This window comes from Salegentibacter echinorum (assembly GCF_900129445.1).
Taxonomy (GTDB): Bacteria; Bacteroidota; Bacteroidia; order Flavobacteriales; family Flavobacteriaceae; genus Salegentibacter; species Salegentibacter echinorum.
Genome location: NZ_FQVT01000023.1, coordinates 1 through 25,139, shown reverse-complemented (window position 1 = coordinate 25,139; position 25,139 = coordinate 1). Strand labels below are relative to the sequence as shown.

The 25,139-nt window shown below is 36.6% G+C and carries 28 protein-coding genes and 1 rRNA gene; 4 read left to right on the top strand and 25 right to left on the bottom strand.

Features of this window, described 5'->3' with window-relative positions; genetic code table 11:
* Nucleotides 1–22: 22 nt before the first annotated feature.
* From BUA71_RS16730 to BUA71_RS16680, 11 genes are all read right to left on the bottom strand, one after another.
* The gene (locus BUA71_RS16730; RefSeq protein WP_072881834.1) at nucleotides 23–886 is read right to left on the bottom strand and encodes an aminotransferase class IV; all 864 of its coding nucleotides are present in this window, start codon (nucleotides 884–886) and stop codon (nucleotides 23–25) included.
* A gap of 5 nt (nucleotides 887–891) precedes the next feature.
* Nucleotides 892–1,173: a hypothetical protein gene (locus BUA71_RS16725; protein WP_072881832.1), complete on the bottom strand. Its 282-nt coding sequence runs from the start codon at nucleotides 1,171–1,173 to the stop codon at nucleotides 892–894.
* 67 nt (nucleotides 1,174–1,240) lie between these two features.
* Complete coding sequence (gene ftsY, locus BUA71_RS16720; RefSeq protein ID WP_072881830.1) at nucleotides 1,241–2,194, bottom strand: signal recognition particle-docking protein FtsY; 954 nt, start codon at nucleotides 2,192–2,194, stop codon at nucleotides 1,241–1,243.
* 139 nt (nucleotides 2,195–2,333) lie between these two features.
* On the bottom strand, nucleotides 2,334–2,486 hold the full coding sequence (locus tag BUA71_RS16715) for a DUF4295 domain-containing protein (RefSeq protein WP_072881828.1): 153 nt from the start codon (nucleotides 2,484–2,486) through the stop codon (nucleotides 2,334–2,336).
* Nucleotides 2,487–2,492: 6 nt separating this feature from the next.
* On the bottom strand, nucleotides 2,493–2,675 hold the full coding sequence (gene rpmG, locus BUA71_RS16710; protein WP_072881827.1) for a 50S ribosomal protein L33: 183 nt from the start codon (nucleotides 2,673–2,675) through the stop codon (nucleotides 2,493–2,495).
* A 26-nt stretch (nucleotides 2,676–2,701) separates the two neighbouring features.
* On the bottom strand, nucleotides 2,702–2,941 hold the full coding sequence (rpmB, locus tag BUA71_RS16705) for a 50S ribosomal protein L28 (RefSeq protein WP_037320239.1): 240 nt from the start codon (nucleotides 2,939–2,941) through the stop codon (nucleotides 2,702–2,704).
* Nucleotides 2,942–3,257: 316 nt separating this feature from the next.
* Nucleotides 3,258–4,511: a competence/damage-inducible protein A gene (locus tag BUA71_RS16700; RefSeq protein ID WP_072881825.1), complete on the bottom strand. Its 1,254-nt coding sequence runs from the start codon at nucleotides 4,509–4,511 to the stop codon at nucleotides 3,258–3,260.
* Entirely contained in the window at nucleotides 4,501–4,848 is a 348-nt protein-coding gene (locus tag BUA71_RS16695) for an Hpt domain-containing protein (protein WP_072881823.1), read from the bottom strand. Before BUA71_RS16695 ends, BUA71_RS16700 begins: the two co-directional genes overlap by 11 nt.
* 1 nt (nucleotide 4,849) lies before the next feature.
* Entirely contained in the window at nucleotides 4,850–5,464 is a 615-nt protein-coding gene (locus BUA71_RS16690; RefSeq protein ID WP_072881821.1) for a fumarylacetoacetate hydrolase family protein, read from the bottom strand.
* Nucleotides 5,465–5,476: 12 nt separating this feature from the next.
* Entirely contained in the window at nucleotides 5,477–6,421 is a 945-nt protein-coding gene (locus tag BUA71_RS16685; protein ID WP_072881819.1) for a carboxypeptidase-like regulatory domain-containing protein, read from the bottom strand.
* 8 nt (nucleotides 6,422–6,429) lie between these two features.
* Entirely contained in the window at nucleotides 6,430–7,206 is a 777-nt protein-coding gene (locus tag BUA71_RS16680; RefSeq protein ID WP_072881817.1) for a 3'-5' exonuclease, read from the bottom strand.
* A gap of 144 nt (nucleotides 7,207–7,350) precedes the next feature.
* Between BUA71_RS16680 and BUA71_RS16675 the strand changes: the two genes are divergently transcribed.
* Nucleotides 7,351–7,770 carry a BLUF domain-containing protein gene (locus BUA71_RS16675; protein WP_072881815.1) on the top strand — a complete coding sequence of 140 codons (420 nt, stop codon included), beginning with the start codon at nucleotides 7,351–7,353 and terminating at the stop codon, nucleotides 7,768–7,770.
* 303 nt (nucleotides 7,771–8,073) lie between these two features.
* On the opposite strand, the gene BUA71_RS16670 is transcribed toward BUA71_RS16675, so the two are convergent.
* The 12 genes from BUA71_RS16670 to BUA71_RS16615 form a co-directional block, all read right to left on the bottom strand.
* Nucleotides 8,074–9,411, bottom strand: a complete 1,338-nt coding sequence (locus BUA71_RS16670) for a dihydrolipoamide acetyltransferase family protein (RefSeq protein WP_072881813.1) — start codon at nucleotides 9,409–9,411, stop codon at nucleotides 8,074–8,076.
* A gap of 495 nt (nucleotides 9,412–9,906) precedes the next feature.
* Nucleotides 9,907–11,085 carry an AIR synthase related protein gene (locus tag BUA71_RS16665; RefSeq protein WP_072881812.1) on the bottom strand — a complete coding sequence of 393 codons (1,179 nt, stop codon included), beginning with the start codon at nucleotides 11,083–11,085 and terminating at the stop codon, nucleotides 9,907–9,909.
* Nucleotides 11,086–11,283: 198 nt separating this feature from the next.
* On the bottom strand, nucleotides 11,284–11,877 hold the full coding sequence (locus tag BUA71_RS16660) for a hypothetical protein (protein ID WP_072881810.1): 594 nt from the start codon (nucleotides 11,875–11,877) through the stop codon (nucleotides 11,284–11,286).
* Nucleotides 11,870–12,088 (bottom strand): hypothetical protein, encoded by a 219-nt coding sequence (locus BUA71_RS16655; protein WP_072881808.1) that lies wholly within the window; start codon nucleotides 12,086–12,088, stop codon nucleotides 11,870–11,872. Before BUA71_RS16655 ends, BUA71_RS16660 begins: the two co-directional genes overlap by 8 nt.
* An 89-nt stretch (nucleotides 12,089–12,177) precedes the next feature.
* Nucleotides 12,178–13,671 carry a carboxypeptidase-like regulatory domain-containing protein gene (locus tag BUA71_RS16650; protein WP_072881806.1) on the bottom strand — a complete coding sequence of 498 codons (1,494 nt, stop codon included), beginning with the start codon at nucleotides 13,669–13,671 and terminating at the stop codon, nucleotides 12,178–12,180.
* A 106-nt stretch (nucleotides 13,672–13,777) separates the two neighbouring features.
* A complete protein-coding gene (locus BUA71_RS16645) occupies nucleotides 13,778–15,181 on the bottom strand; it encodes a CsgG/HfaB family protein (protein WP_072881804.1) in 1,404 nt (467 codons plus the stop codon).
* Between the two features lie 8 nt (nucleotides 15,182–15,189).
* Nucleotides 15,190–15,597 carry a curli production assembly/transport component CsgF gene (locus BUA71_RS16640; protein ID WP_072881803.1) on the bottom strand — a complete coding sequence of 136 codons (408 nt, stop codon included), beginning with the start codon at nucleotides 15,595–15,597 and terminating at the stop codon, nucleotides 15,190–15,192.
* Nucleotides 15,598–15,607: 10 nt separating this feature from the next.
* Complete coding sequence (locus tag BUA71_RS17435) at nucleotides 15,608–16,372, bottom strand: CsgE family curli-type amyloid fiber assembly protein (RefSeq protein ID WP_083572130.1); 765 nt, start codon at nucleotides 16,370–16,372, stop codon at nucleotides 15,608–15,610.
* A 9-nt stretch (nucleotides 16,373–16,381) separates the two neighbouring features.
* Complete coding sequence (locus BUA71_RS16630; RefSeq protein ID WP_139277119.1) at nucleotides 16,382–16,870, bottom strand: hypothetical protein; 489 nt, start codon at nucleotides 16,868–16,870, stop codon at nucleotides 16,382–16,384.
* Nucleotides 16,871–16,988: 118 nt separating this feature from the next.
* Complete coding sequence (locus tag BUA71_RS16625) at nucleotides 16,989–18,116, bottom strand: hypothetical protein (RefSeq protein ID WP_072881801.1); 1,128 nt, start codon at nucleotides 18,114–18,116, stop codon at nucleotides 16,989–16,991.
* A 413-nt stretch (nucleotides 18,117–18,529) separates the two neighbouring features.
* The gene (locus BUA71_RS16620; protein ID WP_072881800.1) at nucleotides 18,530–20,716 is read right to left on the bottom strand and encodes a glutamine synthetase III family protein; all 2,187 of its coding nucleotides are present in this window, start codon (nucleotides 20,714–20,716) and stop codon (nucleotides 18,530–18,532) included.
* Between the two features lie 125 nt (nucleotides 20,717–20,841).
* Nucleotides 20,842–21,789 (bottom strand): calcium/sodium antiporter, encoded by a 948-nt coding sequence (locus BUA71_RS16615; RefSeq protein WP_072881799.1) that lies wholly within the window; start codon nucleotides 21,787–21,789, stop codon nucleotides 20,842–20,844.
* A 130-nt stretch (nucleotides 21,790–21,919) separates the two neighbouring features.
* On the opposite strand from BUA71_RS16615, the gene BUA71_RS16610 reads away from it, so the two are divergent.
* From BUA71_RS16610 to BUA71_RS16600, 3 genes are all read left to right on the top strand, one after another.
* Entirely contained in the window at nucleotides 21,920–22,285 is a 366-nt protein-coding gene (locus BUA71_RS16610) for a BlaI/MecI/CopY family transcriptional regulator (RefSeq protein WP_072881798.1), read from the top strand.
* The gene (locus BUA71_RS16605) at nucleotides 22,285–23,757 is read left to right on the top strand and encodes a M56 family metallopeptidase (protein ID WP_072881797.1); all 1,473 of its coding nucleotides are present in this window, start codon (nucleotides 22,285–22,287) and stop codon (nucleotides 23,755–23,757) included. The genes BUA71_RS16610 and BUA71_RS16605 overlap by 1 nt, the downstream gene beginning before the upstream one ends.
* Nucleotides 23,758–24,068: 311 nt before the next feature.
* The gene (locus BUA71_RS16600) at nucleotides 24,069–24,221 is read left to right on the top strand and encodes an SsrA-binding protein (RefSeq protein ID WP_072881795.1); all 153 of its coding nucleotides are present in this window, start codon (nucleotides 24,069–24,071) and stop codon (nucleotides 24,219–24,221) included.
* Nucleotides 24,222–24,259: 38 nt separating this feature from the next.
* Here BUA71_RS16600 and BUA71_RS16595 read toward each other — a convergent pair whose 3' ends face one another.
* Both BUA71_RS16595 and rrf read right to left on the bottom strand, forming a co-directional pair.
* The gene (locus BUA71_RS16595) at nucleotides 24,260–24,775 is read right to left on the bottom strand and encodes an adenine phosphoribosyltransferase (RefSeq protein ID WP_072881793.1); all 516 of its coding nucleotides are present in this window, start codon (nucleotides 24,773–24,775) and stop codon (nucleotides 24,260–24,262) included.
* Nucleotides 24,776–25,048: 273 nt separating this feature from the next.
* Nucleotides 25,049–25,139: ribosomal RNA gene (rrf, locus tag BUA71_RS16590) — 5S ribosomal RNA — on the bottom strand; the annotation flags it as partial.

Genomic DNA, 25,139 nt, shown 5'->3' with positions numbered 1-25,139 from the left:
AAACTTTTAAACAAATAATAGACTATTTCGCCCTCGTCCTCTCAAAAAAAACCTTTTGTAATCTCCGGGTGATTTGGTCTTTTTTGGCAGTATAAACCCTCTTTTCGACGCGGGTTATAGTATTTACAGGAACGATTTGCGTGGTGGTGCCGGTAAGAAAAATCTCATCTATCTCTACCAGTTCATCTACGTGAACAGCCTTTTCTTTTACCTCTATATCCAGTTCGGCGCAAAGCTCGATAACAAAATTCCTCGTGATACCTTCCAGGATATCATTATTTGCAGGATGAGTAAAAACCATGCCGTATTTAACAAAAAAGATACTGGTATGGGAACCTTCGGTAAAATATCCTTTCCTAATCAATAAATTTTCATTGAAGCCCCTGGATACTGCTTCTTCGTTAGCCATCACATTGGCGAGTAAAGCGGTAGATTTTATATCGCAACGATGCCAGCGCTTATCTTCAGAAACCAGCACGTCCCAATTTTTATTTTCAAAACCTTCTAATGTAACCGGGAAGGCATACAATAAAATTGTGGTTTTTACTTTTTCGGGGTAGTAATGGGTTCTGGGAGCCACTCCCCTGCTCACCTGAATGTAAACCGCGGCATCCTTATTACCTAAACCAGCACGGGAGATGGCTTCTTTCACGGTAGGCTTCAGGGAAAACGCATCAAAATCTATTTGTATCTTGTTGAGACAGGTTTGCAGTCGGTTTAAATGTGCTTCTAAAAGAAAAGCTTTTCCGTAGTAAAAAGGAGTCACTTCATAAATACCATCGCCAAGCATAAACGCCCTATCAAAAACCGAAACACAAGCCTCATCGTGCTTTAGCCATTTACCATTTAGGTAAACTTCATCTGGAAAATACTTTTGAGGTTTCATAGTATTCAATTAAAATAAAGTTGCAATTGCTGTATCCATTCCAATTCATAATAACGTACAATACTTATCACAATTACGCCGGCAGCAACATATATCCATGAATAGGTATCGCGTTTTAACATGAGACCGCCAATTACTGCAAAGACAATAAATGGAATGGCCATAATTAGGTTTGGCAAAGGCCAGGCTCCCTGAAAAAAAACTGCGATTAACTTCATCACGCCATAAAAAACACAGTAAAATAAGATGATCTTACTAATTAGTGCTTTTAAATTCCGTTGCCTCATTTAGATAATTTTTAAACGGTTTGTTTGATTATAGTGATCTCTAAAAATTAGAAGAAATAATTCGTTGCTATTGTTTAAAGAAAGAATCTACAAACTCATACTTATTAAACACCTGCAAATCTTCTACAGCTTCGCCAACCCCAATATATTTTACTGGGATCTTAAATTGATCGCTGATACCAATCACTACACCGCCTTTTGCGGTACCGTCCAGTTTGGTCACGGCCAGGGAAGTCACTTCGGTAGCAGCAGTAAACTGCTTAGCCTGTTCAAAAGCGTTTTGTCCCGTAGAACCATCTAGAACCAAAAGCACTTCGTGTGGTGCATCTGGGATTACTTTTTGCATCACCCGTTTAATCTTGGAAAGCTCGTTCATAAGGTTCACTTTGTTGTGAAGTCGGCCGGCAGTGTCAATAAGCAACACATCGGCATCTTGTTTTACAGCGCTTTGTACACTATCGAAAGCTACGGAAGCAGGGTCGCTTCCCATTTTTTGTTTTATGATAGGCACCTCGGTACGGTCTGCCCAAATTTGTAACTGGTCTATAGCCGCGGCCCTAAAGGTATCGGCAGCACCCAGTACTACTTTTTTACCCGAAGCTTTAAATTGATGGGCCAGTTTACCAATTGTAGTTGTTTTCCCCACGCCATTAACGCCCACTACCATCACTACATAAGGTTTCACATCTGGCAGTTGAATGCTGGCGGCTTCACCTGTTTCAGATTCAGATAAAAGTCCGGCAATTTCTTCCCGCAAGATTTTATTTAATTCATCGGTCCCCAGGTATTTATCCCGGGCCACACGTTCTTCAATCCTGTTTATCACTTTAATAGTTGTAGCCACGCCCACGTCACTGCTCACCAATACATCTTCGAGGTCATCAAGTACCTCTTCATCAACTTTAGATTTTCCGGCGACCGCCTTACCCATTTTAGACATAAAACTGGATTTGGACTTTTCCAGTCCTTTATCCAGATTCTCTTTTTTGTCTTTCGAAAATATCTTTTTAAATAAGCTCATTTTTTGGAAGGTTTAAGAATCAACAAAATTCAGCATTGAAATCCTGAGATTTTCAAATGTAAATATACACAAAAACAAAAAGCCGCCCAGAGATTATCCAGACGGCTTTGAAAATGTATCTTTTCAGGAATTTGTATGCTTACTTTTTCTTTAAAAAGTCGTTCACGTCTTCGGGTGCCATAATTTGTTCAACAAAAGTATAGGCACCAGATTTTGAAGATTTAACCATTTTTATTGCTTTGGTCAATCTTTTAGACCCTGTTTGTATCGATGCAACTGATTTCTTTGCCATAACTAATTATTTTATCTCTTTATGAACCGTCATTTTCTTAAGGATAGGGTTAAATTTCTTAAGCTCCATCCTATCTGGCGTGTTCTTTTTATTCTTTGTAGTAATATATCTTGAAGTTCCCGGTTTGTCGGTGTTTTTATGCTCGGTACATTCTAAAATAACCTGTACCCTATTTCCTTTCTTTGCCATTGTAATGTGTTTTTATACTAGCCGGATTATTTTTTTAAAAATCCTTTTTCTCTTGCTTCTTTAATTACAGCAGAGATGCCTTTTTTATTAATATCTTTAAGTGCAGATGTAGATACCTTTAAAGTCACCCATTTATCTTCCTCAGGAATAAAAAAACGTTTCTTTACCAGATTGGCATTAAATCTACGTTTGGTTTTGTTCATAGCATGAGAAACATTGTTCCCAACCATTGCTTTTTTACCAGTAAGTTCACAAACTCTTGACATTGCTCTATTCTTTTCTCGTTATTTCAAAACAGGCTGCAAATTAACGATTTTTTCATCTAACAAACAACACTAAATTTAAAAAATATTAAGTGCTGTTGAAATTCAAGTTTTCTGGTTCAAGATTCAAAGTTTAAAGTTCAAGGTCTGACCAAAAAAGTCATCGCGAGGACGAAGGACGTGGCGATCTCTTGCTGTTGTGGAAACTGTTTGGTGTTTGTTGTTTAGACACACTACTGCAAGCTGCGACTGTAAACTGAATACAGTGACTGCCAACTGGAACTGTGACTGCCAACTTGAGCTTGTTCTTTTCAGCAAACTATTGATCCTGTTTAAAAAGTTCAGCTCGAATCAATTCCATACTTTTATTTACAGCTTTGCCAATCACTTTTTCCCTATGGTTTCCAAAATTAAAAGTTTTGGCATAGGTTTCGTTTGGCGTCGCGATTCCAATAAAAACGGTGCCTACTTCGGCATCACTATCTCCTTTAGACGGGCCGGCATTGCCAGTAGTAGAAATTGCATAATCGGTTTTAAATAATTCTTTTGCTTTTTTTGCCATTGCTATAGCTACGGCTTCACTCACAACCGAATGCTTTTCGATAAGCTCCTCCTCTATTTGCAGCACCTCTATTTTTGCGCTGGTCGCATAACTCACCACACTTCCCTTAAAAAATTTGGAAGCTCCCGGGTTAGCAGTTAGCAAGCTGGCCAATTGCCCGCCGGTACAACTCTCTGCTGTGGCTAGTGTAGCTCCTATGTTAGTCAACAATCCCTGAATTTGCACCTCTATAGTATCCTCTTCTTCGTACCCCACAATAATATCTCCAATGAGTTCGTGCAGGGTTTCAACCTGGGCTTCAATAGCTTTTCTTAAAAATGCTTCATCTTCTCCTTTGGCCGTAAGTCGCAGTCTCACTCTTCCCAAACTAGGTAAATATGCCAAACGAATATAAGCGGGCAGTGCATCTTCCCAGGCTTCTATTCTTTCAGCAACAGCACTTTCCCCCACGCCATAAGTAAGTATGGTTTTGTGCAAAATTACCGGTCTTTTAAATCTTTGCTGAAGTTTGGGCACCACTTCAGTCTCTATTAAAGATTTCATTTCAAAAGGTACCCCCGGCAAGGATACAAAAACCTTTTCTCCAGTATCAAACAACATTCCCGAGGCTGTACCGTATTTATTAATTAACACGGAAGCTTTTGAAGGCAACATCGCCTGCCTACGGTTAAGATCTGAAATGGGTGTGTCTATATATTTTTCAAAAAGATGCTCTATATGCTTTAAAACAGCTTTATTCTCAACAAGGGAATCATCAAAGAATTCACACAAACAATCTTTTGTAATATCATCTTTGGTGGGTCCCAAGCCGCCGGTAAGAATCACGATATCGGCACGGTGTTTCGCTTCCTGCAAAGCATCTAAAATATGCTTTCGCTCATCTTCTACCGTAGAGATTTGCTTTACGGCTATGCCAATTTTATTTAATGCTTTTGCGATAAAAGCAGAATTGGTATCTATTATTTGTCCAATTAAAATCTCATCGCCAATAGTAATTATTTCAGCTTTCATCCAGTTCGAAGTCTCGTTTTAAAGCGATTTGGGCTACATTTACCTTTCTGCTAATTTTTGCAGCAGCTTCAGGTACATTATCCTTCTTTTTACCTTCCTTGGCCCAGGCTTCTATCACCTGAATCTGGTCCATAAGATCCAATCCAAATAGTTGTAGGTTTGGTTTCATTTTATGCGCATATTGATAAGCCAGGGTGGGATTATCGTTATCAATAGCTTGATTCATAGATTCCACGTCTGGTGGGATTTCTTCCAAAAACGTTTGTACCACCACTTTCATGAAATCTTCGTCCCCATCGGCCATTTCTTTAACTTCACTTAGATTGTAGTTGCTCATATTATTTAATTTGAATTGAAAAGATTTTTTTATTTTCTATATGTCCGGTCAAGCGGTCTTCGGGAGCCACTTTCCCCACACCGGCAGGCGTACCTGTAAAGATCACATCTCCTATCTTTAAGGTAAAAAACTGCGAGATATAGGCAATTAATTCATCTATTTTCCACAGCATTAAGGCAGTATTCCCTTTCTGAACCAGAGTTCCGTTTTTCTCTAAGCTGAACCCTAAATTATCCAGATTACTAATTTCACTTTTATTTAACCAGTTTTCACCTATGACTGCTGCCCCATCAAAAGCTTTCGCTTTTTCCCACGGCAATCCTTTTTCTTTTAATTTTTTCTGAAGATCCCTTGCAGTGAAATCTACACCCAAACCTATTTCATCGTAATATTTATGAGCGAATTTAGACTGAATATGTTTCCCTACCTTCTTTATTTTCACCAAAACCTCAACTTCGTGGTGCACCTCGTTAGAAAAATCTGGGATAAAAAATGGTTGCTTTTTTAACAAAATGGCCGTATCTGGTTTAAGGAAAATCACCGGATCTTCGGGTTTTTCATTTTTTAATTCAGAAATATGATCTGTATAATTTCTACCTATGCAAATTATCTTCAAAATCGTACTTTTTTAATCGGTAAATTTAATTACAAATGCCGGTGCCGGGATTTCCCCGTCAAACTTTTGTGCTACATTTAGCTTATTCATTTTACGCCATCCCGCCACACTTAGATAATAAGAATTAAAATCCTCATCATTTTCTTCTAAAATACCTTTAAAAACGGGCGCATATTTCGTAGTGGCTACATTTTTATAGATCGTATCATTCACCCGGTAATTATGCACCTCTTTATAAGCATTTTCCTGAATAAAAAGGTGTTCCAACGCTACAAAAAAACCTTGCTGCGGCACTTCAATATAAAACTGCGACATATCAACTTTTAATGAATTCCTGGTCTTTGGTTTTTCCAATATCAAATCTTTAAACAATATATCTTTACCAGGTTTCCCAGCGCTATCTACCGCCATAATCCTTAATCTGAATTTAGCAGTTTTGTATTGCCTTTCTGGAATGGAAAAGAACTTGATTTTAATCTCATTAATAAAACAATGAGCTTCAAAATCTTCAGGCTTTTGATAATATCTAGCCACTGTTGAAGGATATTTTCCTCCACTAAAATTCCCTATTCCTATTTGTTTACCCAACCTAAAAGAATTCACCCGGTGTCTTTTAGTATTTTTTGGCCGAATAAGGTTTACCGTTTCCAACTCCTCAATAAGTCGATTTAAGGATATGCATAGATGCTCCTTATTTAAGATTGGTACCTCCTTACTTTCATACCCAATATTACTTACTATAAGTTTTAAAGTTTTGGCAGTATCTTTTAGTTTTAATGAAAAAACACCATTTTCATCTGCCGATGTACCTTGTTCTGTTTTTGCTACCAGCACGCTTGCAAACGCCAGGGATTTTCCGGTTTTTTCATCAACAATTTCTCCGGAAATCTCTCGCGACTGGGCATAGCTTGTTACCACTGCGAGACAAAAAAGTATAAAAATTACTTTTGCCTGCATTAAAAATTTTATTTCAACTTGGTGTTAAGCTTTCTAAGTTTAATAGCGGTAAGCACTTTTTTAGTGTATAAAGGAAAGTCGGCATTTTGAATCCAACCATAATACCCGGGCTCATCTTCTAATATTTGCGCTACATTTTTACCTTTAAACTTTCCGAAGGAAAAAACTTCTTCGCCCTTTTTATTATAAGCGATAAATCCTGCGAAATCGGCAAAACGTTTACGAGCAGAATAGTCGGCCAGATATTTCATGTCATTTTGCAAATCTTCATACCTGTCCAGCTGCGATTTTAAGACCTCATAGGTTGCCGTAGTATCAGCCTCGGCACTATGCGCATCCAGCAATTCTTTTCCGCAGTAAAATTTATAGGCCGCGGCGAGCGTTCTTTGTTCTTTTTTATGAAAAATAGTTTGCACATCTACGGCAACCATATTTTTCATTTCAAAATCTATCCCTGCACGCAACAACTCTTCTACTAAAAGAGGAATATCAAAACGATTGGAATTATAGCCTCCCAAATCACAACCCTGAATCATCTCGTGTATTTGAGTTGATAATTCTTTAAAGGTTGGTTCGTTGGCTACTTTCTCATCTGAAATCCCGTGAATGGCTATTACTTCTTTTGGAATTGGTCTTTCAGGATTCACCAACCAGGTTTTACTTTCTTTATTACCATTGGGATAAACCTTTAAGATAGCGATTTCTACAATACGATCTTTAGCGACATTTGTTCCTGTAGTTTCCAGATCGAAAAAACAAATGGGTTTGGTTAAGTTTAATTCCATAAAAAGGGGATAATTTAATGCACAAAGATACTATAATTTATGGGCTTTACTTTTTTTTTGAAACTTTCAATTTTAATGTCTTTTAAACAAAACAATTCTCATTTCTTATCTTTGAGGTTTCTCAATCTGGATTTATTTTAAGATATGTTTAAATACTTAACATACGTAAGTAGGCAAAGCCACGTGATTAGCGATAAGGACCTAAAAGAATTGCTGCAAAAATCACGTAGTAATAACCATGAACTTGAAGTTACCGGGATGCTTATTTATTTTGATGGAATTTTTATTCAGTATTTAGAAGGAAAAGCAGCTCATGTAGATAATATCTTTGAAAAAATTGCTAAAGATAAGCGTCACCACGCCGTGACCGAACTTGATTCTGGTTCTAATAATAAACGCGCTTTCTCAGACTGGTCTATGGCTTTTAAGAGATTAAAAGATGACGAAGCAGCTTTAATTCTAGGCTACAAAGACCTGAAAAGCGATAAACTTTTTGAACCTACCGAAGACGCAAAATCACATCCTGCTTTAAGTATTTTAAACAATTACGTAAAAAATTTATAGCAGAAACTTTTATTTATAAACAAAAAAACCGGCTTTATTGGCCGGTTTTTTGTTTGATATCACTATTGTCCGGTAAAGAAACAAGATCGCTTCGCTGCAAGAAAAAAGAGAAAAGACTAAACTCTAACTAACTGAGAATCCAACTTTTTTCATAAGTGATATTCTTCAATTAACTCTTTTTCGTAAAGATTTCTAATAGCAAGGTGGATAATTATGAAATCGCTTTTGGGCTTTGCTATAAAAGAGAACATGCTAATTAGTTATATTTTTATCGGACATCAATGATTTGATATATTCTAAAATTTATATTTCCCTATTTTTATCAAAACCTTCCAGATATTGTGCCACACGTTGCACAAACTGTCCGCCAAGAGCACCATTTACTACGCGATGGTCGTAACTATGGGATAGAAACATTTTGTGACGTATGCCAATAAAATCACCCTCGGGTGTTTCGATAACCGCGGGTACTTTTCTTATGGCTCCCAGCGCTAAAATACCAACTTGTGGCTGATTGATAATGGGCGTTCCCATAATACTGCCAAAGGTTCCCACATTGGTCACGGTGTAAGTCCCACCTTGAATATCATCTGGCTTAAGTTTATTTTGCCGGGCGCGATTAGCAAGATCATTTACCTTTTTAGCTAAACCAACCAGGTTAAGTTGATCTGCGTTTTTTATCACCGGCACAATAAGGTTTCCATCGGGAAGTGCTGCTGCCATTCCCAGGTTAATATTTTTCTTCTTTATAATCTTATCTCCATCTACCGAAATGTTAATCAATGGGAAATCCCGAATAGCTTTTGCCACGGCCTCCATAAAAATTGGGGTAAATGTAAGTTTTTCGCCCTCTTTCTTCTGAAAATCGTTTTTGTGTTTATTTCTCCAATTCCAGATATTGGTCACATCTACTTCAATAAACGATTGCACGTGAGCTGAAGTCTGGGCACTATCAACCATATGATGCGCAATCATTTTGCCCATTCGGCTCATTTCAATAATCTCATCTTCCCCAGATGGTACTACTGTTTCTGAAGCTTGTTTGGCTTCTGCCATTTTACTGGTATTCGCCGCAGGAGCTGCAGATTTTTTAGGTGCAGCTTGCCCTGAATCTTGTTTCCCCCTATTTTCCACATAAGTCAGGATATCGTCTTTTGTCACCCGATTATCTTTACCGGTACCATTTACGTTTTCCAGCTCATCCAGACTTATTCCTTCTTCTTTTGCAATATTTTTAACCAGGGGAGAATAGAACCTGGAGGCATCAGAGAAGTCTTCGCTGCCGGCTGTTTCTTTTGCCGCCGCAACATTAGCTTCTAATTCTTCTGTATAATCCTCTTCCTCCTCTTCAAGATCGAGCTCTAAATCATCATCGGTCTCATCTGTTTCGGGCAATTCTCCTTCAGTTTCAATAATGGCAATGGTTTGTCCTACCTGCACCACGTCATCAACTTCAAAAAGTGTTTCTACTAATTTTCCATCTACCTCGCTGGGAACCTCACTATCTACTTTATCGGTAGCGATTTCCAGTACAGGCTCATCGGCGTCTATGCTGTCTCCAACTTCTTTGAGCCAGTTGGTAATGGTTGCTTCGGCGACACTTTCGCCCATCTTTGGTAGCTTAAGTTCAAACTTTGCCATATCTTTAATTGAAAGCTTATTTTAAGGTTAATATTTGCGAATTTAGTCAATTTTAAGCTTTTAAAATATTAAAAGAGTAATAAAGTGTGCTTTAACATCGTCTTTATTTGCTAAAATTTAAATTCGAGACTCGTTAAATTTACGATTTCCGAAGCTGAAAGTAAATTTTTCTACGGAAATTATTCTAAATTGGTTCAAAGTTCAAAGTTCAAAGTTCAAAGTTCAAAGTTCAAAGTTCAAAGTTCAAAGTTCAATTAACCGCATCGTCCTTCGTCCTCGCTAACTACGAACAACAAACCAACGTGCAACTTGCAACCCGCAACAGCCAGTTGGCAGTGGCAGTATTCAGTAATCACAAAACATCAAACCAGTAAGCAGTCGCAGTATTCAGTGGGCATCACATAACCCGCAACTTGCAACCCGCAACAGCTAATCGACAGTCGCAGTCTTCAGTAGGTATAAATACTATTAATCATTAAGAAACCCAGACGATGCCTAATATTCATACTCACCAAATTCACTTTTTACAGTGAGTTTTTTAGCTTTGGCAGCTTCTACTTTACCTATAATTTGAGCATCTACATTAAAGGATTCAGAAATCTCGATAATCTCCTCAGCAATTTTTGGATCTACATATAATTCCAGGCGATGCCCCATATTAAAAACCTGGTACATTTCTTTCCAATCGGTTTTACTTTCTTGTTGGATCAGCTTAAACAAAGGTGGTACCGGAAACATATTATCTTTTACAATATGCAGTTCGTCAATAAAGTGAAGAATTTTGGTTTGGGCGCCACCGCTGCAATGCACCATTCCGCAGATATCTTTCTTACTGAATTTACCCAGGATTTTTTTAATAATTGGCGCATAGGTTCGCGTGGGTGAAAGCACTAATTTTCCGGCATCTAATGGAGCATCTTCCACCGCATCGGTTAAAGATTTTGTCCCTGAATATATAAGGTTATTTGGGATATCATTGTCGTAACTTTCCGGAAATTTTTCAGCTAAAACTTTAGAAAACACATCGTGCCGGGCCGAGGTTAATCCGTTGCTGCCCATGCCTCCATTATATTCTTTTTCGTAAGAAGCTTTTCCAGAAGAAGATAATCCCACAATCACATTGCCGGGTTTAATATTGGCATTATCTATTACCTCGCTTCGTTTCATCCTGGCGGTAACGGTAGAATCGACGATTATAGTTCGCACTAAATCCCCAACATCGGCAGTTTCCCCACCGGTGGAATGAATTTCTACGCCAAATTCCTTTAATTCAGCAATCAACTCTTCTGTGCCGTTAATTATTGCCGAAATCACTTCTCCCGGAATCTTATTTTTATTTCTCCCAATGGTTGAGGAAAGCATAATATGATCTGTAGCGCCAACACACAGGAGATCATCTATATTCATAATAAGTGCATCCTGCGCAATCCCTTTCCAAACCGATAAATCCCCAGTTTCTTTCCAGTACATATAAGCCAGGGAAGACTTGGTACCGGCACCATCGGCGTGCATAATAAGGCAATGATTTTTATCACCGGTAAGATGATCTGGCACTATTTTGCAAAAGGCTTTTGGGTATAATCCTTTATCTACGTTTTTAATGGCGTTATGCACGTCTTCTTTTCCTGCTGAAACACCGCGCTGGGCATATCTTTTACTTACTTCCTCACTCATAATTGTTGTGTTGTTGCAGCCCCAAAGATAATGAGATTAGAATTTTTGGCGGCAATTATTAAAGAGAAAAGACGATTTTCAAATATTACTTTTATGAATAGTAAGCTGGGTGTTCAAATAACTAATTTAGTAGAGAAAAAAGCTAAAAAACTACTACCTACTTTTCCAAATAAGCAACGATCAAAACAATTAAATAGTTTATTTATTTTTCACAATGCTTTGAATTATTCCGCTAATTGGTGTTATTTGTACTGTTTTCTTATCTTTTTCCAAGTAAAACATATAGGTACTATTTGTCCCAACTATCTCAACATTGGATTCATCGCCATTTATAAATTTTATTTGGTCATTAAATTCAATTTCTCCTTTTTCTATCTTCTCGGACATTCTGTATCCATTTCCAAGTCCGGAACCCACATAAAAACCAAATAAACCAAGAGAAACTATAAACATAAAAGTTTTTAGAAGAGAGTGTTTTATCTCATTTTTTGTCAACTCAGGTTCAAATTTTAAAATCTTTTTAAACCATTTCTTGTCCTTATTTTTTGCTAAAATATTTGGAAGCTTAAAAGCAAAAAAGATGATAACAATAAATATAACTAATCTTGAGATACTTGATGTTAATCTAGAGATGGGACTAATTAAAACATCTAATATGCTAGAATAATTTAGAAATTCAATCCCTATTTGATTGTAATAAAGGGTTTCGTTCAAAATTCCCATAACAATCAAATAAATATAGCCAACAGATAAAAAACCTTGTATTTCTTGAAAAGATTTTATTTTAGTCATTTACTCTTCCAGTTGATTTTTTCCTTTTTAGATGCTCCTTTTGCATTAATCCCAACGCCCAAATTCCAAGCCCGGAATATAAAATGATTTCTGTAAATTCTATTGCTGAATTCAAGAATTCTATATCTAAGAATTTATCAGTCAAAAATAATGTTCCACCAACTGCTAAAATTATAAGTCCAATTATTTCTAATTTATTCTGTTTTTTCATATTTATTTATTCGGAAGATTACTAACAAATCTTTGCTATTGCCTATTCTCTTCAGTAGCTATCAAAATTTAGTTTGCTATAAAAATGAGCTACTCCCAATCTGGCATTACGGCATTTTCATATAAAACTGTTCTAACTTCTTCACTACTACCGGGATTTATTTGCGTGGCAAGTACGCTTGGCGCCGAAACCCCATCGTTACTGGTATTTACAAAAATAACTTCGGCCTCATTGGGTGAAAACCTGGGATCTAGATCATTAGTACCTTCAGTTTTATTCGTGCTTATATTTTTGGTAGTACCGGTTTCTAAATTATGAATAAAAAGCTGTGAATTTAACCTACGATAATCATCGGTTTCAAACCCTGAAACATCCCTGGTATATAACACGCGCTTATTATCTACCGAAATGTTAAGTCCGCCAAGAGCTCCCGCCTCATTTTCAATTACCGTATTTATTCTTCTGCCCTGTTTATCAATGATGTAAATTTCAGCATTATAACCATCTACCCCGTTGGTGAGTAGTGCAATACGGCTATTATCATCACTTACATCTACTTCAGTAATAAATTTGCCATTAGGTTCTTTATAGACAAGTTCTGTTCCGCTTCCATCTGCATTTACTTTATACAATTTATCGAAATTTGGGTAGTAAAGTGTGGCACCATCATTTGCCCAGGAAAAGTCTATTTGATTCAAATTAAAAGCATTTAAAGGAATATTTTCGGTAATTTGTTTTTGATTGGAACCGTCTAAATTCATGGTAAACAATTGAGTTTGTGTTCCCACTGTTCTAAGAAATGCTATTTTGTTGGTACGTCTGTTTTTACGGGGTCTAAAACTATTTTCCTCGGAAGAAGTGAGTTGATATTCTTCTTCATTTAGATCACGGGAGAAAATAACATTATTTCCGTTAACTTTCTTTGCATAAGCTATTCTGCTTTTAGGAAATTGCAGGGTTTTAAAGGTAAACACCTCGCTCAAAACATCTTCGTTCGTGCCGTCGTTCGCCCTTATTTGCCAAAAATATTTATACCCATACTTTAAGCTATCCACACGATAGGTTGTATCGCTGATTTCTGAAAATCTAAGTATCTCGTTATTTCGGTCGTTTTTAATTTCTAGCTGATAAGTAAGCTCATCCCCTTCAGCATCTGAAGCTTCCCAAACAAAATCTAAAGCAATTGGCAAGGCTTCAGCATTATCATTGGGCGCAATAAGATTAGGAGTTTCTGGCGACTGATTGTTAGATTGTTCAGTTTTCATTTCGAAAACGATGTTTACTTCAGCATCTGGTAAAACCTCGGCCCCCTGAAACTGGGTTAACAAACTATCTTTTCTCGCCTGTACAGAATATTCTACTGCCGGAATATCGGCTATTTTAAACTTTCCATTCTTATCGGTAAATACAGTAGAAGTTGCAGGGTTTGTTGAGATTTTTGCATTCTGTACCGGTTCAAAATTCCCATCGGTTACAACGGTTCCGGTAATTGTTCCTGTAGAAATATTATCTATAGTATCTTCACTACAACTATAAATAACAGCCAAAAACAAAAAGGAGAGGATATAGCTGATTTTTCTCATCTGTTTATAATTTTAATCCCAATGTGGGAATTTATCACAGGCGTATAATCATCTCCCTGTGTGTTGCTATTTTTTTTACATCCGGGGCATCATGCCGGTTTCATTACTAATTATCTATATTGTTGTTGGCCTTTTTATTACTGCCAAAGTAAAAATTGATCCCCACGCCAAAATTAAAATAGTGGTCATCGCGTTTACCACCTATTACATAATCCAGCTCATCGCTCAATACAATGTTATGTTCAGCAAAACCTTTAAGACTTAAGGTGTTGGTAAGCTTATACTCGAGCCCCAAACCATATTGAAGTTTAAACAAGGTGTTGCTCATATCATCGGGTAGATCTTCGTTGCTAAGTCCGGCGATCACCCCTCCCCCGGCAAAGACATAAGGATTTATTTCATCCCTGGGCAAAATATCAAACTGTCCATTTGCATTAAGCGAAATAAAACGCTCGGAGAAAGCTGATTTATTTTTCAGTTCAAAAACACTGGAATTTAGATTTATAGAAAAAGCATCGGCAAAGTACCGGGAATAGTTAATCCCTACCGCAGGCGCTAATTCTTCACCGGAGTAGTCGCCACTTATTAAAGTAGCCCCTAAGGTTAAACCTATCGCATTTTCAAAATTTCTGTTTACCGTTTGTCGGTTGTACAGCCCGGTTAATTCGGCTTCCTCTTTCTCCGCCCTGTAATTAGCGATTAAACCGGTAGCTGCGTTTTCACCACCTTTTGGATACCACAGTTTATCTTCTATCCCCTCAATTACTAATCCTTCCACCGCTTTTTCAATAGCTTCTTTAACAGCGATTTGAACTGGCTCATTTCTGGTAAAACCCGTTTCAACCTCCAACAGACGCTGAAAGCTTACATATTTAAATAAGCTCGCATCTAAAGATTGAGATAGAATTGTCTTGGAAACATAGATATTCTTAAGAATTTTTCCGCTCGATGTAGAGATAGCCCGCAAATAAATAGTTACCCTATCCTGCCGGTATTGCGTAGCGCCGCCCACACCAAGATAGCGGGCTCCCATACCACCAGTCATGATATTAGTATCGTAAGAAACAATACCGCCTTCCAGAAGAATACCGGCATAAAGAAGTGGCGGAAGTTGTGGTTCATTAGATTTATTTCCCTGGTATTCCTGCCGGGTAGATCTAATTATATTTCGTTCATTCAATAAATTCCCAATGTTTTCACGCTCTATAGCGGTAAACCAATTAGAGTCATCCAGGGCTTTTATAAGAATGGAAGTGGCTCCTTGTGTGACAGCGGTGCTAAAAGTACTCCCCACCTGGCTTGGTTTATATTGTCCGGTGAGATCCCTAAAATTATACACGCCCACCACAACTTTCTCCTTTGGGGGTGGTAATTGTTTTAAGCGTTTTGTAACTTCTGAAGTTTCACCAATCCTGGCATTTTGAAAATCTACCGGTTGATTAAAATAACTGCTACAAGACCAGCACAAGCCTGTTAACAAAGCAACAGCCAAAACTTTATATACATTCATAAAATACCTTAATTTGGGATAATTACCTGCGTTTGCTCGCCTGTTTCGGTATCGAGTATGTTAATAACCAGGCCTTCATTAGAGGGATAAATATCTACCGCAAGACTGCCAAAAGAATAGGTACCCTCTTCCAACCCCTGTTGCCCAAATTGATCTGTAAACAGTCTTCGGGTTACCTGGCTTAATAATTGGCTGTTAAGGCTGGATGTAAACCTTTCCAGTTCGGTCATTTGCTCTCTTTGATTAGTGGCATCGGGATCCTTAAAAGAATTTTGAGCCTCGGCAGAATTTAGTAACCATTGGTAATTGTAAGGATTTCCGCCAAAAGCGGGATTCGTTGGCTGATAAACCAAATCCTGTGCAGATACCTGGATTACAGCTCCAAAGAAAAATAAGAATAGTAGTTTTAATTTCATTCTATGCAGGTTAATATTGTGTGATTTGTTGTTTTTGACGTTTTAAATTCTGAAAATATCGATTGACATTTTGTAACGCAGCATCGGCCATTTTTTTTAAATAATCGAGCTTTGGCCTGGCGTAAAATTGAAAGATTACTGTATTATCTACTTTTACCAGGATCCTGGTTGTTCTTCCAAAACTCACCATCTCATCTATATGAATAATCTTATTTTCAGGATTCTGACTTAATTGATATTTCTGATAAAAAAAATCGTAAAAATCTTTTCCGGGTTTAGTCTTGGTATTTTCCGTTACCATTCCGTAGAGCTGTATACCTTCATTCTTTTTCTTGTAAGACAAACTTTTATCAAGCTCTGTAATAGTGTTTCTATTGGCTTTATAGACCTTTCTTGCGGTACCCAAAATTTTATCATCTTCATTATAAATCAATAATAAAATAATGGTACGCATAGCGGGATTAATATTTACCGTAGTTACAGAAAGCTCTTCGTTTTCAAACGGCTTTAAAGTAAAAAAGCCAGATTGTGAGCTTTTTGAGGAATTAGAATTTTTAGCGGAAGGATTGGAAGTGATTACCGAGAGTTCATAACGTAAGCTTAAGTTGGCTTCGGTCTTATTTAAAGCAATTCCTGTTACCTCTAAAATATCGTCCTTTTGATCATTTGTATTAATAATAGCCGCTACTTTAGAATTAAAATTTTGAGCAAACACGTTCTGCTGAAGCAAAATTACTCCCAGTAAAATGCAAAAATTTAAAAACAACCTACTCATCTTAGGCTTCTATTTAAAATTTCGAACAATGATACTTCTGGCATTACCCGTCATATTGAACTCTAGTTTATTACCTATGCTGTTACTTCCAAACCTTTCAAAATGAAGGTTCTCTCCCTGCTGGTTTAATTGAAGTGAGGCATTGGCTCCATTATCCCACATTTGATCAAAAACATGGTTATAATCCCCTACCTGGTTCACCGTGCTGTTGTAAGATTGCAGGTTAACGCTTACATCTATAGAATTACCAATCCCGGCCTGCTTGTATTGTATATTGCTTTCCCGGGCAGTTATTTGGAGGTTAGCGTTATTTTGTCGGCCCACCTGGTCAATAAAAACCTGGTTTGAAGGAGCATTTGAAACAGTTTGTTTTTGGACAGCCGAAGTTTGCATCATCATTTGCGTTTTGTCTACATCACTATTTTTTTGCTGTTGTACTTGTGCCACCAAGCCCATAGACATTAAAAGAAAAGTAATATTTAATAGCAAATATTTCATAATTCTTTATAAATGTATTAAAAAAAGCGGTATGATTCACACATACCGCTTTAAAATTATATTTAATTTGGTATAATACCAGCTTGAAAATAAGACTCAAGCATAATGTATTAAGAAATTATAGGGTTGGGCCACCTGGACCTGGTGTTGGCACATTTGGAACAGTACTTTGAAAAACAGTGGCGCTATTGTTAGAACCGGTTTGCTTAATAGTACTCATATGCATATCACCTCTTTGAGTAGTGCTAGCTCCATTCATTAATCCGTTTTGAGCGTGTAGTACTTCGTTATTGTTTCCAAATTGAGTTTGTACAGAGAAATTAAAACCTTCTCCACCACCGGTTTGGCGTGTTACCGCATGGTTCTCATTACCGGTTTGCTCCTGGTAAGAAATATTTTCGGTAAAATATTGCTGTGTATTGGCAAAATTATCATTTCCTACTTGCGCCTGTCTGGAGAAATTTGCATCATTTCCCTGGTAGGATTTCACTTCGTTATTATCGCCTTGCTGAAATTGAAGAGACTCATGATCTGTTCCGCGTTGAACGATGGTAGCTTCGTTTTCATTACCATATTGTTCCTGTTGCCCAAAACCGTATTGAGAACTTTCCCATCCTGTCAATGCTTCACCCTGCTTAATTTCAGCTTCATTTCCGGTTCCATCTTGAAATTGAAATGCAGCATTATCACTCCCCCATTGGCGAATATCTCCTGTATTCTCTGTTCCTATCTGGTCGATTAATGCCTGGTTGAAATCTCCGTTTTGCAAAATTGTTGCGTCGTTTAAAGTCCCCTCCTGACTAACTTCCGCAGTATTAAAAAATCCAATTTGATCTACATCTGCTTCGTTGTTAGGCTCTATACTCCCGGCGTCGCCAACCTGTGTAATAGAACTGGCATTAAACACTCCATTTTGATCTACTGTACTTGAGTTTGATGAGCCATCTTGATCTACTTCAGAAGAATTTAAAAGACCTACTTGATTGATCACCGCAATTTGGTCATCATTTGTTTGGGCTATAGCGGAAGAATTTCCAAGTCCATCCTGATTAACCGTTGCTACATGATTGGCAGTTTCACCAACGTCACCACCATCCTGATCTATGCTAGAAAGATTAGCCCCGCCTATTTGTGTTACAACGGCTTGATTGGAATTTCCATTTTGATCTACTGCACTTTCATTGCTCTGTGCAAATGCTACGGCTCCACAAAGAACGGCCGCTGTCCCTAAAATAACTTTTTTCATACTTGAAAGAATTAAAGATTAATAAATAAAAATTATTATATACTAGCTGTATAGCATCGTAATTATTATCTGCAAAATATGATAGGGCAATAACTTGGAGTAGGTAGGTATCTTCTAAGCTGTCGCTAATCTAAACAAAGAGATTACATTTTATTGTTTTATTCGATACAAGGTTATAAAAACTCGTTATTCGGAATATTTCGATTAAAAAAGTGTTTTTTATTAATATAATAATTCGATATTAAAATGTTTTTGTAGGAAATATTCTTAAAATCAATATATTCCTACTGAATTCACACGATTATAAATGGCTTGTCTATACGAGGGTAGCAAGGCTATATTTTGGCAATATTTACATCATAAAAAAACCACGTGGGCTACACGTGGTTTTAAAAATTTAATCTGTACTGAAATTATCGGGTAAACAATAATTCCCTGTATTTAGTTAACGGCCAAAGTTCATCATCTACAAGAAGTTCTAATTTGTCACAGTGATATCGTATGTCGTCAAAATAGGGTTTCACATCGTCGCAATAAGCGAAAGCTTTTTCTTCAATATCTTCTAGTTTATTGGCTACTTTTCTGGCATCAATCATTTTTTTAACTCCAGAGTTTATCTTCGCGATATGTGCAGAAATAGACTCGATAATATCCAATTGCTCTTCAGAATGCTTTTTAAAATCTTCATTGTATATATGTTTTAAACCTTCCACGTTTTCAATTAGAATGTTTTGGTAACGCACTGCGGTAGGAATAATATGATTTCTCGCGATATCACCAAGTATCCTGCTTTCTATTTGAATGCGCATTGTATAATCTTCTAACGCAATTTCGTGACGCGCTTCCAGTTCAATAGTATTCATCACTTTTAATTCTTCAAAAAGTGCAACTGTTTTCTTAGAATTTAAAACTTTTAAGGCCTGTGGAGTTGTTTTATTATTACTTAGCCCACGTTTTTCAGCTTCTTTTTCCCAGGCTTCACTATAGCCATCACCTTCAAAACGAATTTTTTTAGATTTTTTGATATATTCTCTAAGCACATTAAAAATGGCATCATCTTTCTTCATCTTCTTTCCTTTAATGAGCTCATCTACTTCAACTTTAAATTCTTTCAGTTGTTTTGCTACGATAGTATTAATTACCGTCATTGGGTTTCCACAGTTAGCAGTAGAACCTACTGCTCTAAACTCAAATTTATTGCCGGTAAAAGCAAAAGACGAAGTACGGTTACGATCTGTATTATCTAATAAGATCTCAGGAATTTTTCCAACCACATTCAGTTTTAAATCTGTTTTTTCTTGTGGAGACAACTTTCCATCGGTCACTTTTTCCAATTCATCCAACACATCGGTCAATTGTGAACCTATAAAAGCCGAAATAATTGCCGGTGGCGCTTCTTGTGCGCCTAACCTATGATCATTGGATGCGCTTGCGATAGATGCTCTTAATAATTCCTCGTTATCATGTACTGCCTTAATACTATTAATAAAGAAGGTAAGAAACTGTAAGTTCTTCATTGGTGTAGAACCGGGAGCCAATAGGTTTGTACCGGTATTTGTAGCGAGGGACCAATTATTGTGCTTTCCGCTCCCATTAATTCCTTTAAAAGGTTTTTCGTGAAGAACTACTTTAAAATGATGTTTTTCAGCAATCTTACTCATAATATCCATAAGCAGGGAATTATGATCTACAGCGAGGTTACCTTCTTCAAAAATAGGAGCTAGTTCAAATTGATTGGGAGCAACTTCGTTATGCCTGGTCTTAACTGGGATTCCCAGTTTGATACTTTCAATTTCGAGATCGCGTATGTAAGATAATACCCGGGTTGGAATAGAACCAAAGTAGTGGTCGTCCAACTGCTGTCCTTTCGCAGGGCCGTGACCTAAAAGAGTTCTTCCCGCTAAAGTTAAATCTGGTCGTGTAGCTGCCAGGGCTGAATCGATTAAAAAGTATTCCTGTTCCCAACCTAGAGTTGCCGTTACTTTTGTAACATTCTTATCAAAATATTTAGCTACTGCGGTCGCTGCATGATCAACACTTTGTAAGGCTCTTAGCAAAGGTGTTTTAAAATCCAGCGCTTCTCCTGTATAAGAAACAAAAATGGTAGGAATACAAAGCGTTGTTCCCCATATAAAAGCCGGTGAAGTTGGGTCCCAGGCTGTATAACCTCTAGCCTCAAAGGTATTTCTAATACCGCCGCTTGGAAAACTGGAAGCATCGGGTTCTTGCTGAACCAAAGTGCTGCCCCCAAATTTTTCAATGGCGTTTGCTTCTCCTTCTGTATCAAAAAAAGCATCGTGCTTTTCAGCAGTAGTCCCTGTAAGTGGTTGAAACCAGTGTGTATAATGCGTTGCACCTTTGGATATCGCCCATTCTTTCATCCCGGTAGAAATATGGTCTGAAACCCTTCTTTCTATTTTCTTACCAGACTCGATGGCATCCATTACATTTTTATAAGCTTCTTTGGTTAGATACTGCCGCATGGAAGCTTCGTTAAAAACATTAGTGCCAAAAAGCTCAGACCTTCTTTCAGGCTCTTTTATTTTAATCGGCTTTCGATTAAATATTTCTTTTAATGCTTCAAATCTTAAAGTTGACATTGGTTAGGTTGTTTATTGTTTTCTGTAAAATATGCCACCAAATGTAAACTTTTTTAAACTTACCCCACTAAAAATCACTTGTTAGTTTTATTTTTTTATAATTTTCTTAATACACCCCCTTAAATTTAACCCAAAAATGCGAGACCGGTAAAAATTACATAGCTCACAAATAATATCACACCCTTGTATCGGCTAATTTCATACCTCCGGGGTAAAAAAACCAGCGGAATTAATATGAAAGCTATCCCAATCATCCAAAAAATATCATTACTAAGTATTTCATTAGACTGAATCACAATAGGTTGAATAATTGCAGTAATTCCCAAAACTGAAGCGATATTAAAAATGTTAGAGCCTATTAAATTCCCCAGGGAAAGCGCTTTTTCCTGTTTTAAAGCGGCAATTACAGAAGCAGCTAATTCTGGCACACTAGTGCCTATAGCTATCATAGTTACCGATATTACCCGTTCACTAACGCCCATTAAAGTTGCCAAATCTACAGCTCCATCTACCAATAGTTCTGAACCACCCCAAAGTGCTACACCCCCAATAACTAACCAAATTATCATCTTAAAATTAGAGGTTTGTTGCAGAGAATCATCGATTCCTTCCATATCAACTTTGGTGTGTTTTCGAGATTTTCTAATTAATAAGAATAAATAAACCACCAAACCTAAAAGCAATAGGACCCCCTCAAATCTAGAGAGATCGTTTCCATAGTATAAAAAGTAATAAAGAGCAAGGGAAAAAAGCATCATCACTGGCCAGTTAAAGCGGTAAAAATCCCTATCTACATCTATTGAAGAAATAATTGCTGTAATACCAAGCACCAATCCCAGGTTCGCAATGTTGGAGCCAATAACATTTCCCAGGGAAATATCTGAGAATCCACTAATAGCAGCCTGCAAACTCACTAATAATTCGGGTGCCGATGTTGCAAAAGATACTACGGTTAAACCAATCACCATACGGGATACATTCAATTTGAAAGATAGTGCCACTGCGGCCCTAACCAAAAACTCCCCGCCTACCACCAGCAGCGCAAGTCCTACAAGAATAAAAACTACACTCATCAAAATATTTTTTTGCGAAGATAAAAGAATCTTAGACGCTAAAATTAATTTAATAAAATTTCCAATTTTAACTACTAAAGTAGTCTTATAACTTAATTTTTAGTTATCTTTGATAGGAAACTCAGAGAACGTGAAGAAATTAACCAATAAAGAGGAAGAAGTAATGCGTATTCTATGGAAGCTCGAGAAAGCTTTTGTAAAAGAAATACTGCCAGAAATTAAAAATCAAAAACTTCATTACAATACGGTGTCCACCATTGTAAGACATCTGGAAGAGAAAGGTTTTGTTTCCCATAACGCCTATGGTAACACCCATCAATATTATCCAGCTATATCTAAAGAAGAATATAAAAAGCATGTTATAAGTCTAACTTCGAAGCGTTTTTTTGATAACTCTTATAAAAGTATGGTTTCTTTTTTCGCTAAAGAAGAAAAAATAAGTGCAAAAGAGCTTAGAGAGATTCTTGAGATCATTGAAAAAGACAAAAAGCAATAATGATGGAAGCTCTATCGCTCTACGTTCTAAAAAGCGCAGCACTTCTTAGTGCATTTTATTTGGTGTATCTGCTTTTATTAAGAAAAGACACCAATTTTACAATCAATAGAAAATTTCTTTTAAGCGGAATTTTTATTAGTGCGCTGCTCCCATCCATCGAAATTACACGAAAGAAAATAGTTTCAGATTCAGGATTTTCAATAAACGAATACCTTATAAATTCCCAAAATACCGGCAACATTGAAGCAGCGAACTCCTGGGGCTTTTTGGAAATATTCGGATTGATTTATGTATTACTTACCTCGTTTTTTCTGTTGAAACTTATCCTGCAACTGCTTTCTATTAGAAGATTAATTAAAGTCGATGTGACAAGGGATGGTAAAATAAATAAAAAAACCGGAAAATATATCTTTATACAATCCAATCTCAATACAAGTCCTTTCTCTTTTTTTAATTTTATAGTATATAACCCCGCATTGTACAACAAAGAAGAGTTAGAAATTATCCTCACTCATGAAAAAGTACATTGTCAACAATATCATTCCATAGATATTTTGTTGGCAAATATTTGCACGGCTATGCTTTGGTTTAACCCGATAAGCTGGTATTATAAAAAAACGATTGCTCAAAATTTAGAATTTATTGCCGATAAGAAAACGGTTGATTTTACTTCAGAAAAAAAGAAATATCAACGCGCAATGTTAAAAGTTTCTACCAAAAACTTTAGCGCTCCCCTCACAAACAATTTTCAACAATCATTTATAAAAAAAAGAATCATTATGCTGAACAAAAATAAAACCCCAGGCTTTAGTTTTTGGAAAATAAGTTGTGTGTTACCTATAATATTAGCTTTTATGCTCATTTTTAATGTAAAGATAGAAGCACAAGCAAAAAGCAACTTCAAACAGGACAGTTTTACTACAGAGGATATAGAAAATACGGGGACAAATGAATCTCAACCGAGTGTACAAACCGTTGATCCAATTTATATTCTAAACGGTGAAATAAGCACAAAAGAAATTGTACAACTTATAGATTCAAAAAAAATAAGTAGTGTTAATGTTTTAAAAGGAGAAGCCGCCATTGCAATTTACGGAGAAAAAGCGAAAAATGGTGCGATAATTATCATTACTAAAGAATCAGAAATAAGTGGGAAGAATAACCACCCCTATAAAGATCTACAAAGAATTAAAAAACTTAGGATTAACAACCTTAGTGAAAATTCCGAAAATATCAACGCCTTCCAAAAGGACGCAAAGCAAGCGAAGCTAAGTACTGAAAAAGAAAACTCGCAATTAATAAAGCCTAAACCATTAATAGTAATAGACGGAAAAAAGCAAGATAAAGAGTTTCAGATTAATAACATTAATACTGATGATATCGCTAAAATAAATGTATTAAAAGGTAAAACGGCCTTAGAAAAATATGGCGAAGAAGGTAACACGGGAGTGATTGAAATTAAAATGAAATAATTGCAAAACAAGATGCCGAAATGGTTTCGAGCCTGCAATAAAAAAGAAAAAAAAACTAGACTTTATCTAATTGAGAACTCTGTTTTTAAGAAGTCATAATTCCCACTAACTTTTTTCAATAAAATTTCAAACTCCCGACAAGCTTGAGATAATGCACATTATAATTATGTGGCTGCTTTTGCTTTGGCTATAAAAAACAACAGACTAATTAGTTTGGTTTAATAGGATATCAATAGATAACAACTGAAAAAAGTAATAATCTTTTTCATGTATTTCATTTTCAATATCTTTGAAAGAAACCAGCCAATAAAATGAAAAAGAAATTCTTTAAAATGTTATCCCGGCTTAATAAGAAATTGCTTCCCAGCTATTCAAAAAAGCAATTAGACCTTCAAAAAGCCAGTAAAATCCAGATGGCAATAATTGGTTGGAAACTTTGGGTAACTAAAAACACCTTAGATTGATTAACACCATAAAACAAATTAAGTTTATTAATTTTAAACTATTTAGTCACTAAAGAAACGGTATCATAGCTCCCAATTCTAGCTCTTCCATTGAGAAATTTAAGTTCTAACAAGAAATTACATTGCACAATATTACCACCCAATTTCCTAACCAGGTTACAGGCGGCTGCGGCTGTACCACCGGTAGCCAAGACATCGTCGTGAATTAAAACATTCTCTCCCTCCATTATAGCATCCTCATGGATTTCCAGGACATCTTTACCATATTCTAATTCATACACCTCTTTTAAAGTGGTGTAGGGTAATTTTCCAGACTTTCGAATAGGTACTAAACCAGCGTCTAATTTTTGTGCCAAAAGAGCGGCAAAAAAGAAACCGCGCGACTCTATCCCCACAACTTTATCAATTTTTTGACCGCCCAACTTTTCTAGAAAAAGTTTTACCGCCAGTCGCATTGCTTGAGGGTTTTGTAACACTGGTGTTATATCTTTATAACTAATTCCTTTTTTAGGGAAATCAGGAATTTCTCTAATGTATTGGTCTAAATTTTTCATAGTCGCAAGTTAAGAAATCGATGCGATTATTTTTATTAAAAAACATCCAAACGCAATTAGATATTGCTTAAAAAAAGTTTCCGTAAACCTTACATAGAAAACTAAGGAAGATCAGCAAAGAAGCCTAAACTACGAATACCTCATTTTTTCTTCTGAAATCATTACCCCTGGGGTTCCCAAAAACTTAAATGCTAAAGCAGAAACAGGATCCTCCCAACCAAACTATTACAAACAAAAAAAGCCTTTGGAACTAAATCCAAAGGCTTTCAAAAAAAAAGGCGGTGACATACTCTCCCACAAATAGCAGTACCATCTGCGCTAACGGGCTTAACTTCTCTGTTCGGAATGGAAAGAGGTGAGCCCC

Bases quoted from the DNA above. Each gene is read 5' to 3' on its own strand.
- BUA71_RS16730 (WP_072881834.1), bottom strand. From the start codon at position 886: ATGAAACCTCAAAAGTATTTTCCAGATGAAGTTTACCTAAATGGTAAA.
- BUA71_RS16725 (WP_072881832.1), bottom strand. From the start codon at position 1,173: ATGAGGCAACGGAATTTAAAAGCACTAATTAGTAAGATCATCTTATTT.
- ftsY (WP_072881830.1), bottom strand. From the start codon at position 2,194: ATGAGCTTATTTAAAAAGATATTTTCGAAAGACAAAAAAGAGAATCTG.
- BUA71_RS16715 (WP_072881828.1), bottom strand. From the start codon at position 2,486: ATGGCAAAGAAATCAGTTGCATCGATACAAACAGGGTCTAAAAGATTG.
- rpmG (WP_072881827.1), bottom strand. From the start codon at position 2,675: ATGGCAAAGAAAGGAAATAGGGTACAGGTTATTTTAGAATGTACCGAG.
- rpmB (WP_037320239.1), bottom strand. From the start codon at position 2,941: ATGTCAAGAGTTTGTGAACTTACTGGTAAAAAAGCAATGGTTGGGAAC.
- BUA71_RS16700 (WP_072881825.1), bottom strand. From the start codon at position 4,511: ATGAAAGCTGAAATAATTACTATTGGCGATGAGATTTTAATTGGACAA.
- BUA71_RS16695 (WP_072881823.1), bottom strand. From the start codon at position 4,848: ATGAGCAACTACAATCTAAGTGAAGTTAAAGAAATGGCCGATGGGGAC.
- BUA71_RS16685 (WP_072881819.1), bottom strand. From the start codon at position 6,421: ATGCAGGCAAAAGTAATTTTTATACTTTTTTGTCTCGCAGTGGTAACA.
- BUA71_RS16680 (WP_072881817.1), bottom strand. From the start codon at position 7,206: ATGGAATTAAACTTAACCAAACCCATTTGTTTTTTCGATCTGGAAACT.
- BUA71_RS16675 (WP_072881815.1), top strand. From the start codon at position 7,351: ATGTTTAAATACTTAACATACGTAAGTAGGCAAAGCCACGTGATTAGC.
- BUA71_RS16670 (WP_072881813.1), bottom strand. From the start codon at position 9,411: ATGGCAAAGTTTGAACTTAAGCTACCAAAGATGGGCGAAAGTGTCGCC.
- BUA71_RS16665 (WP_072881812.1), bottom strand. From the start codon at position 11,085: ATGAGTGAGGAAGTAAGTAAAAGATATGCCCAGCGCGGTGTTTCAGCA.
- BUA71_RS16660 (WP_072881810.1), bottom strand. From the start codon at position 11,877: ATGACTAAAATAAAATCTTTTCAAGAAATACAAGGTTTTTTATCTGTT.
- BUA71_RS16655 (WP_072881808.1), bottom strand. From the start codon at position 12,088: ATGAAAAAACAGAATAAATTAGAAATAATTGGACTTATAATTTTAGCA.
- BUA71_RS16650 (WP_072881806.1), bottom strand. From the start codon at position 13,671: ATGAGAAAAATCAGCTATATCCTCTCCTTTTTGTTTTTGGCTGTTATT.
- BUA71_RS16645 (WP_072881804.1), bottom strand. From the start codon at position 15,181: ATGAATGTATATAAAGTTTTGGCTGTTGCTTTGTTAACAGGCTTGTGC.
- BUA71_RS16640 (WP_072881803.1), bottom strand. From the start codon at position 15,597: ATGAAATTAAAACTACTATTCTTATTTTTCTTTGGAGCTGTAATCCAG.
- BUA71_RS17435 (WP_083572130.1), bottom strand. From the start codon at position 16,372: ATGAGTAGGTTGTTTTTAAATTTTTGCATTTTACTGGGAGTAATTTTG.
- BUA71_RS16630 (WP_139277119.1), bottom strand. From the start codon at position 16,870: ATGAAATATTTGCTATTAAATATTACTTTTCTTTTAATGTCTATGGGC.
- BUA71_RS16625 (WP_072881801.1), bottom strand. From the start codon at position 18,116: ATGAAAAAAGTTATTTTAGGGACAGCGGCCGTTCTTTGTGGAGCCGTA.
- BUA71_RS16620 (WP_072881800.1), bottom strand. From the start codon at position 20,716: ATGTCAACTTTAAGATTTGAAGCATTAAAAGAAATATTTAATCGAAAG.
- BUA71_RS16615 (WP_072881799.1), bottom strand. From the start codon at position 21,789: ATGAGTGTAGTTTTTATTCTTGTAGGACTTGCGCTGCTGGTGGTAGGC.
- BUA71_RS16605 (WP_072881797.1), top strand. From the start codon at position 22,285: ATGATGGAAGCTCTATCGCTCTACGTTCTAAAAAGCGCAGCACTTCTT.
- BUA71_RS16600 (WP_072881795.1), top strand. From the start codon at position 24,069: ATGAAAAAGAAATTCTTTAAAATGTTATCCCGGCTTAATAAGAAATTG.
- BUA71_RS16595 (WP_072881793.1), bottom strand. From the start codon at position 24,775: ATGAAAAATTTAGACCAATACATTAGAGAAATTCCTGATTTCCCTAAA.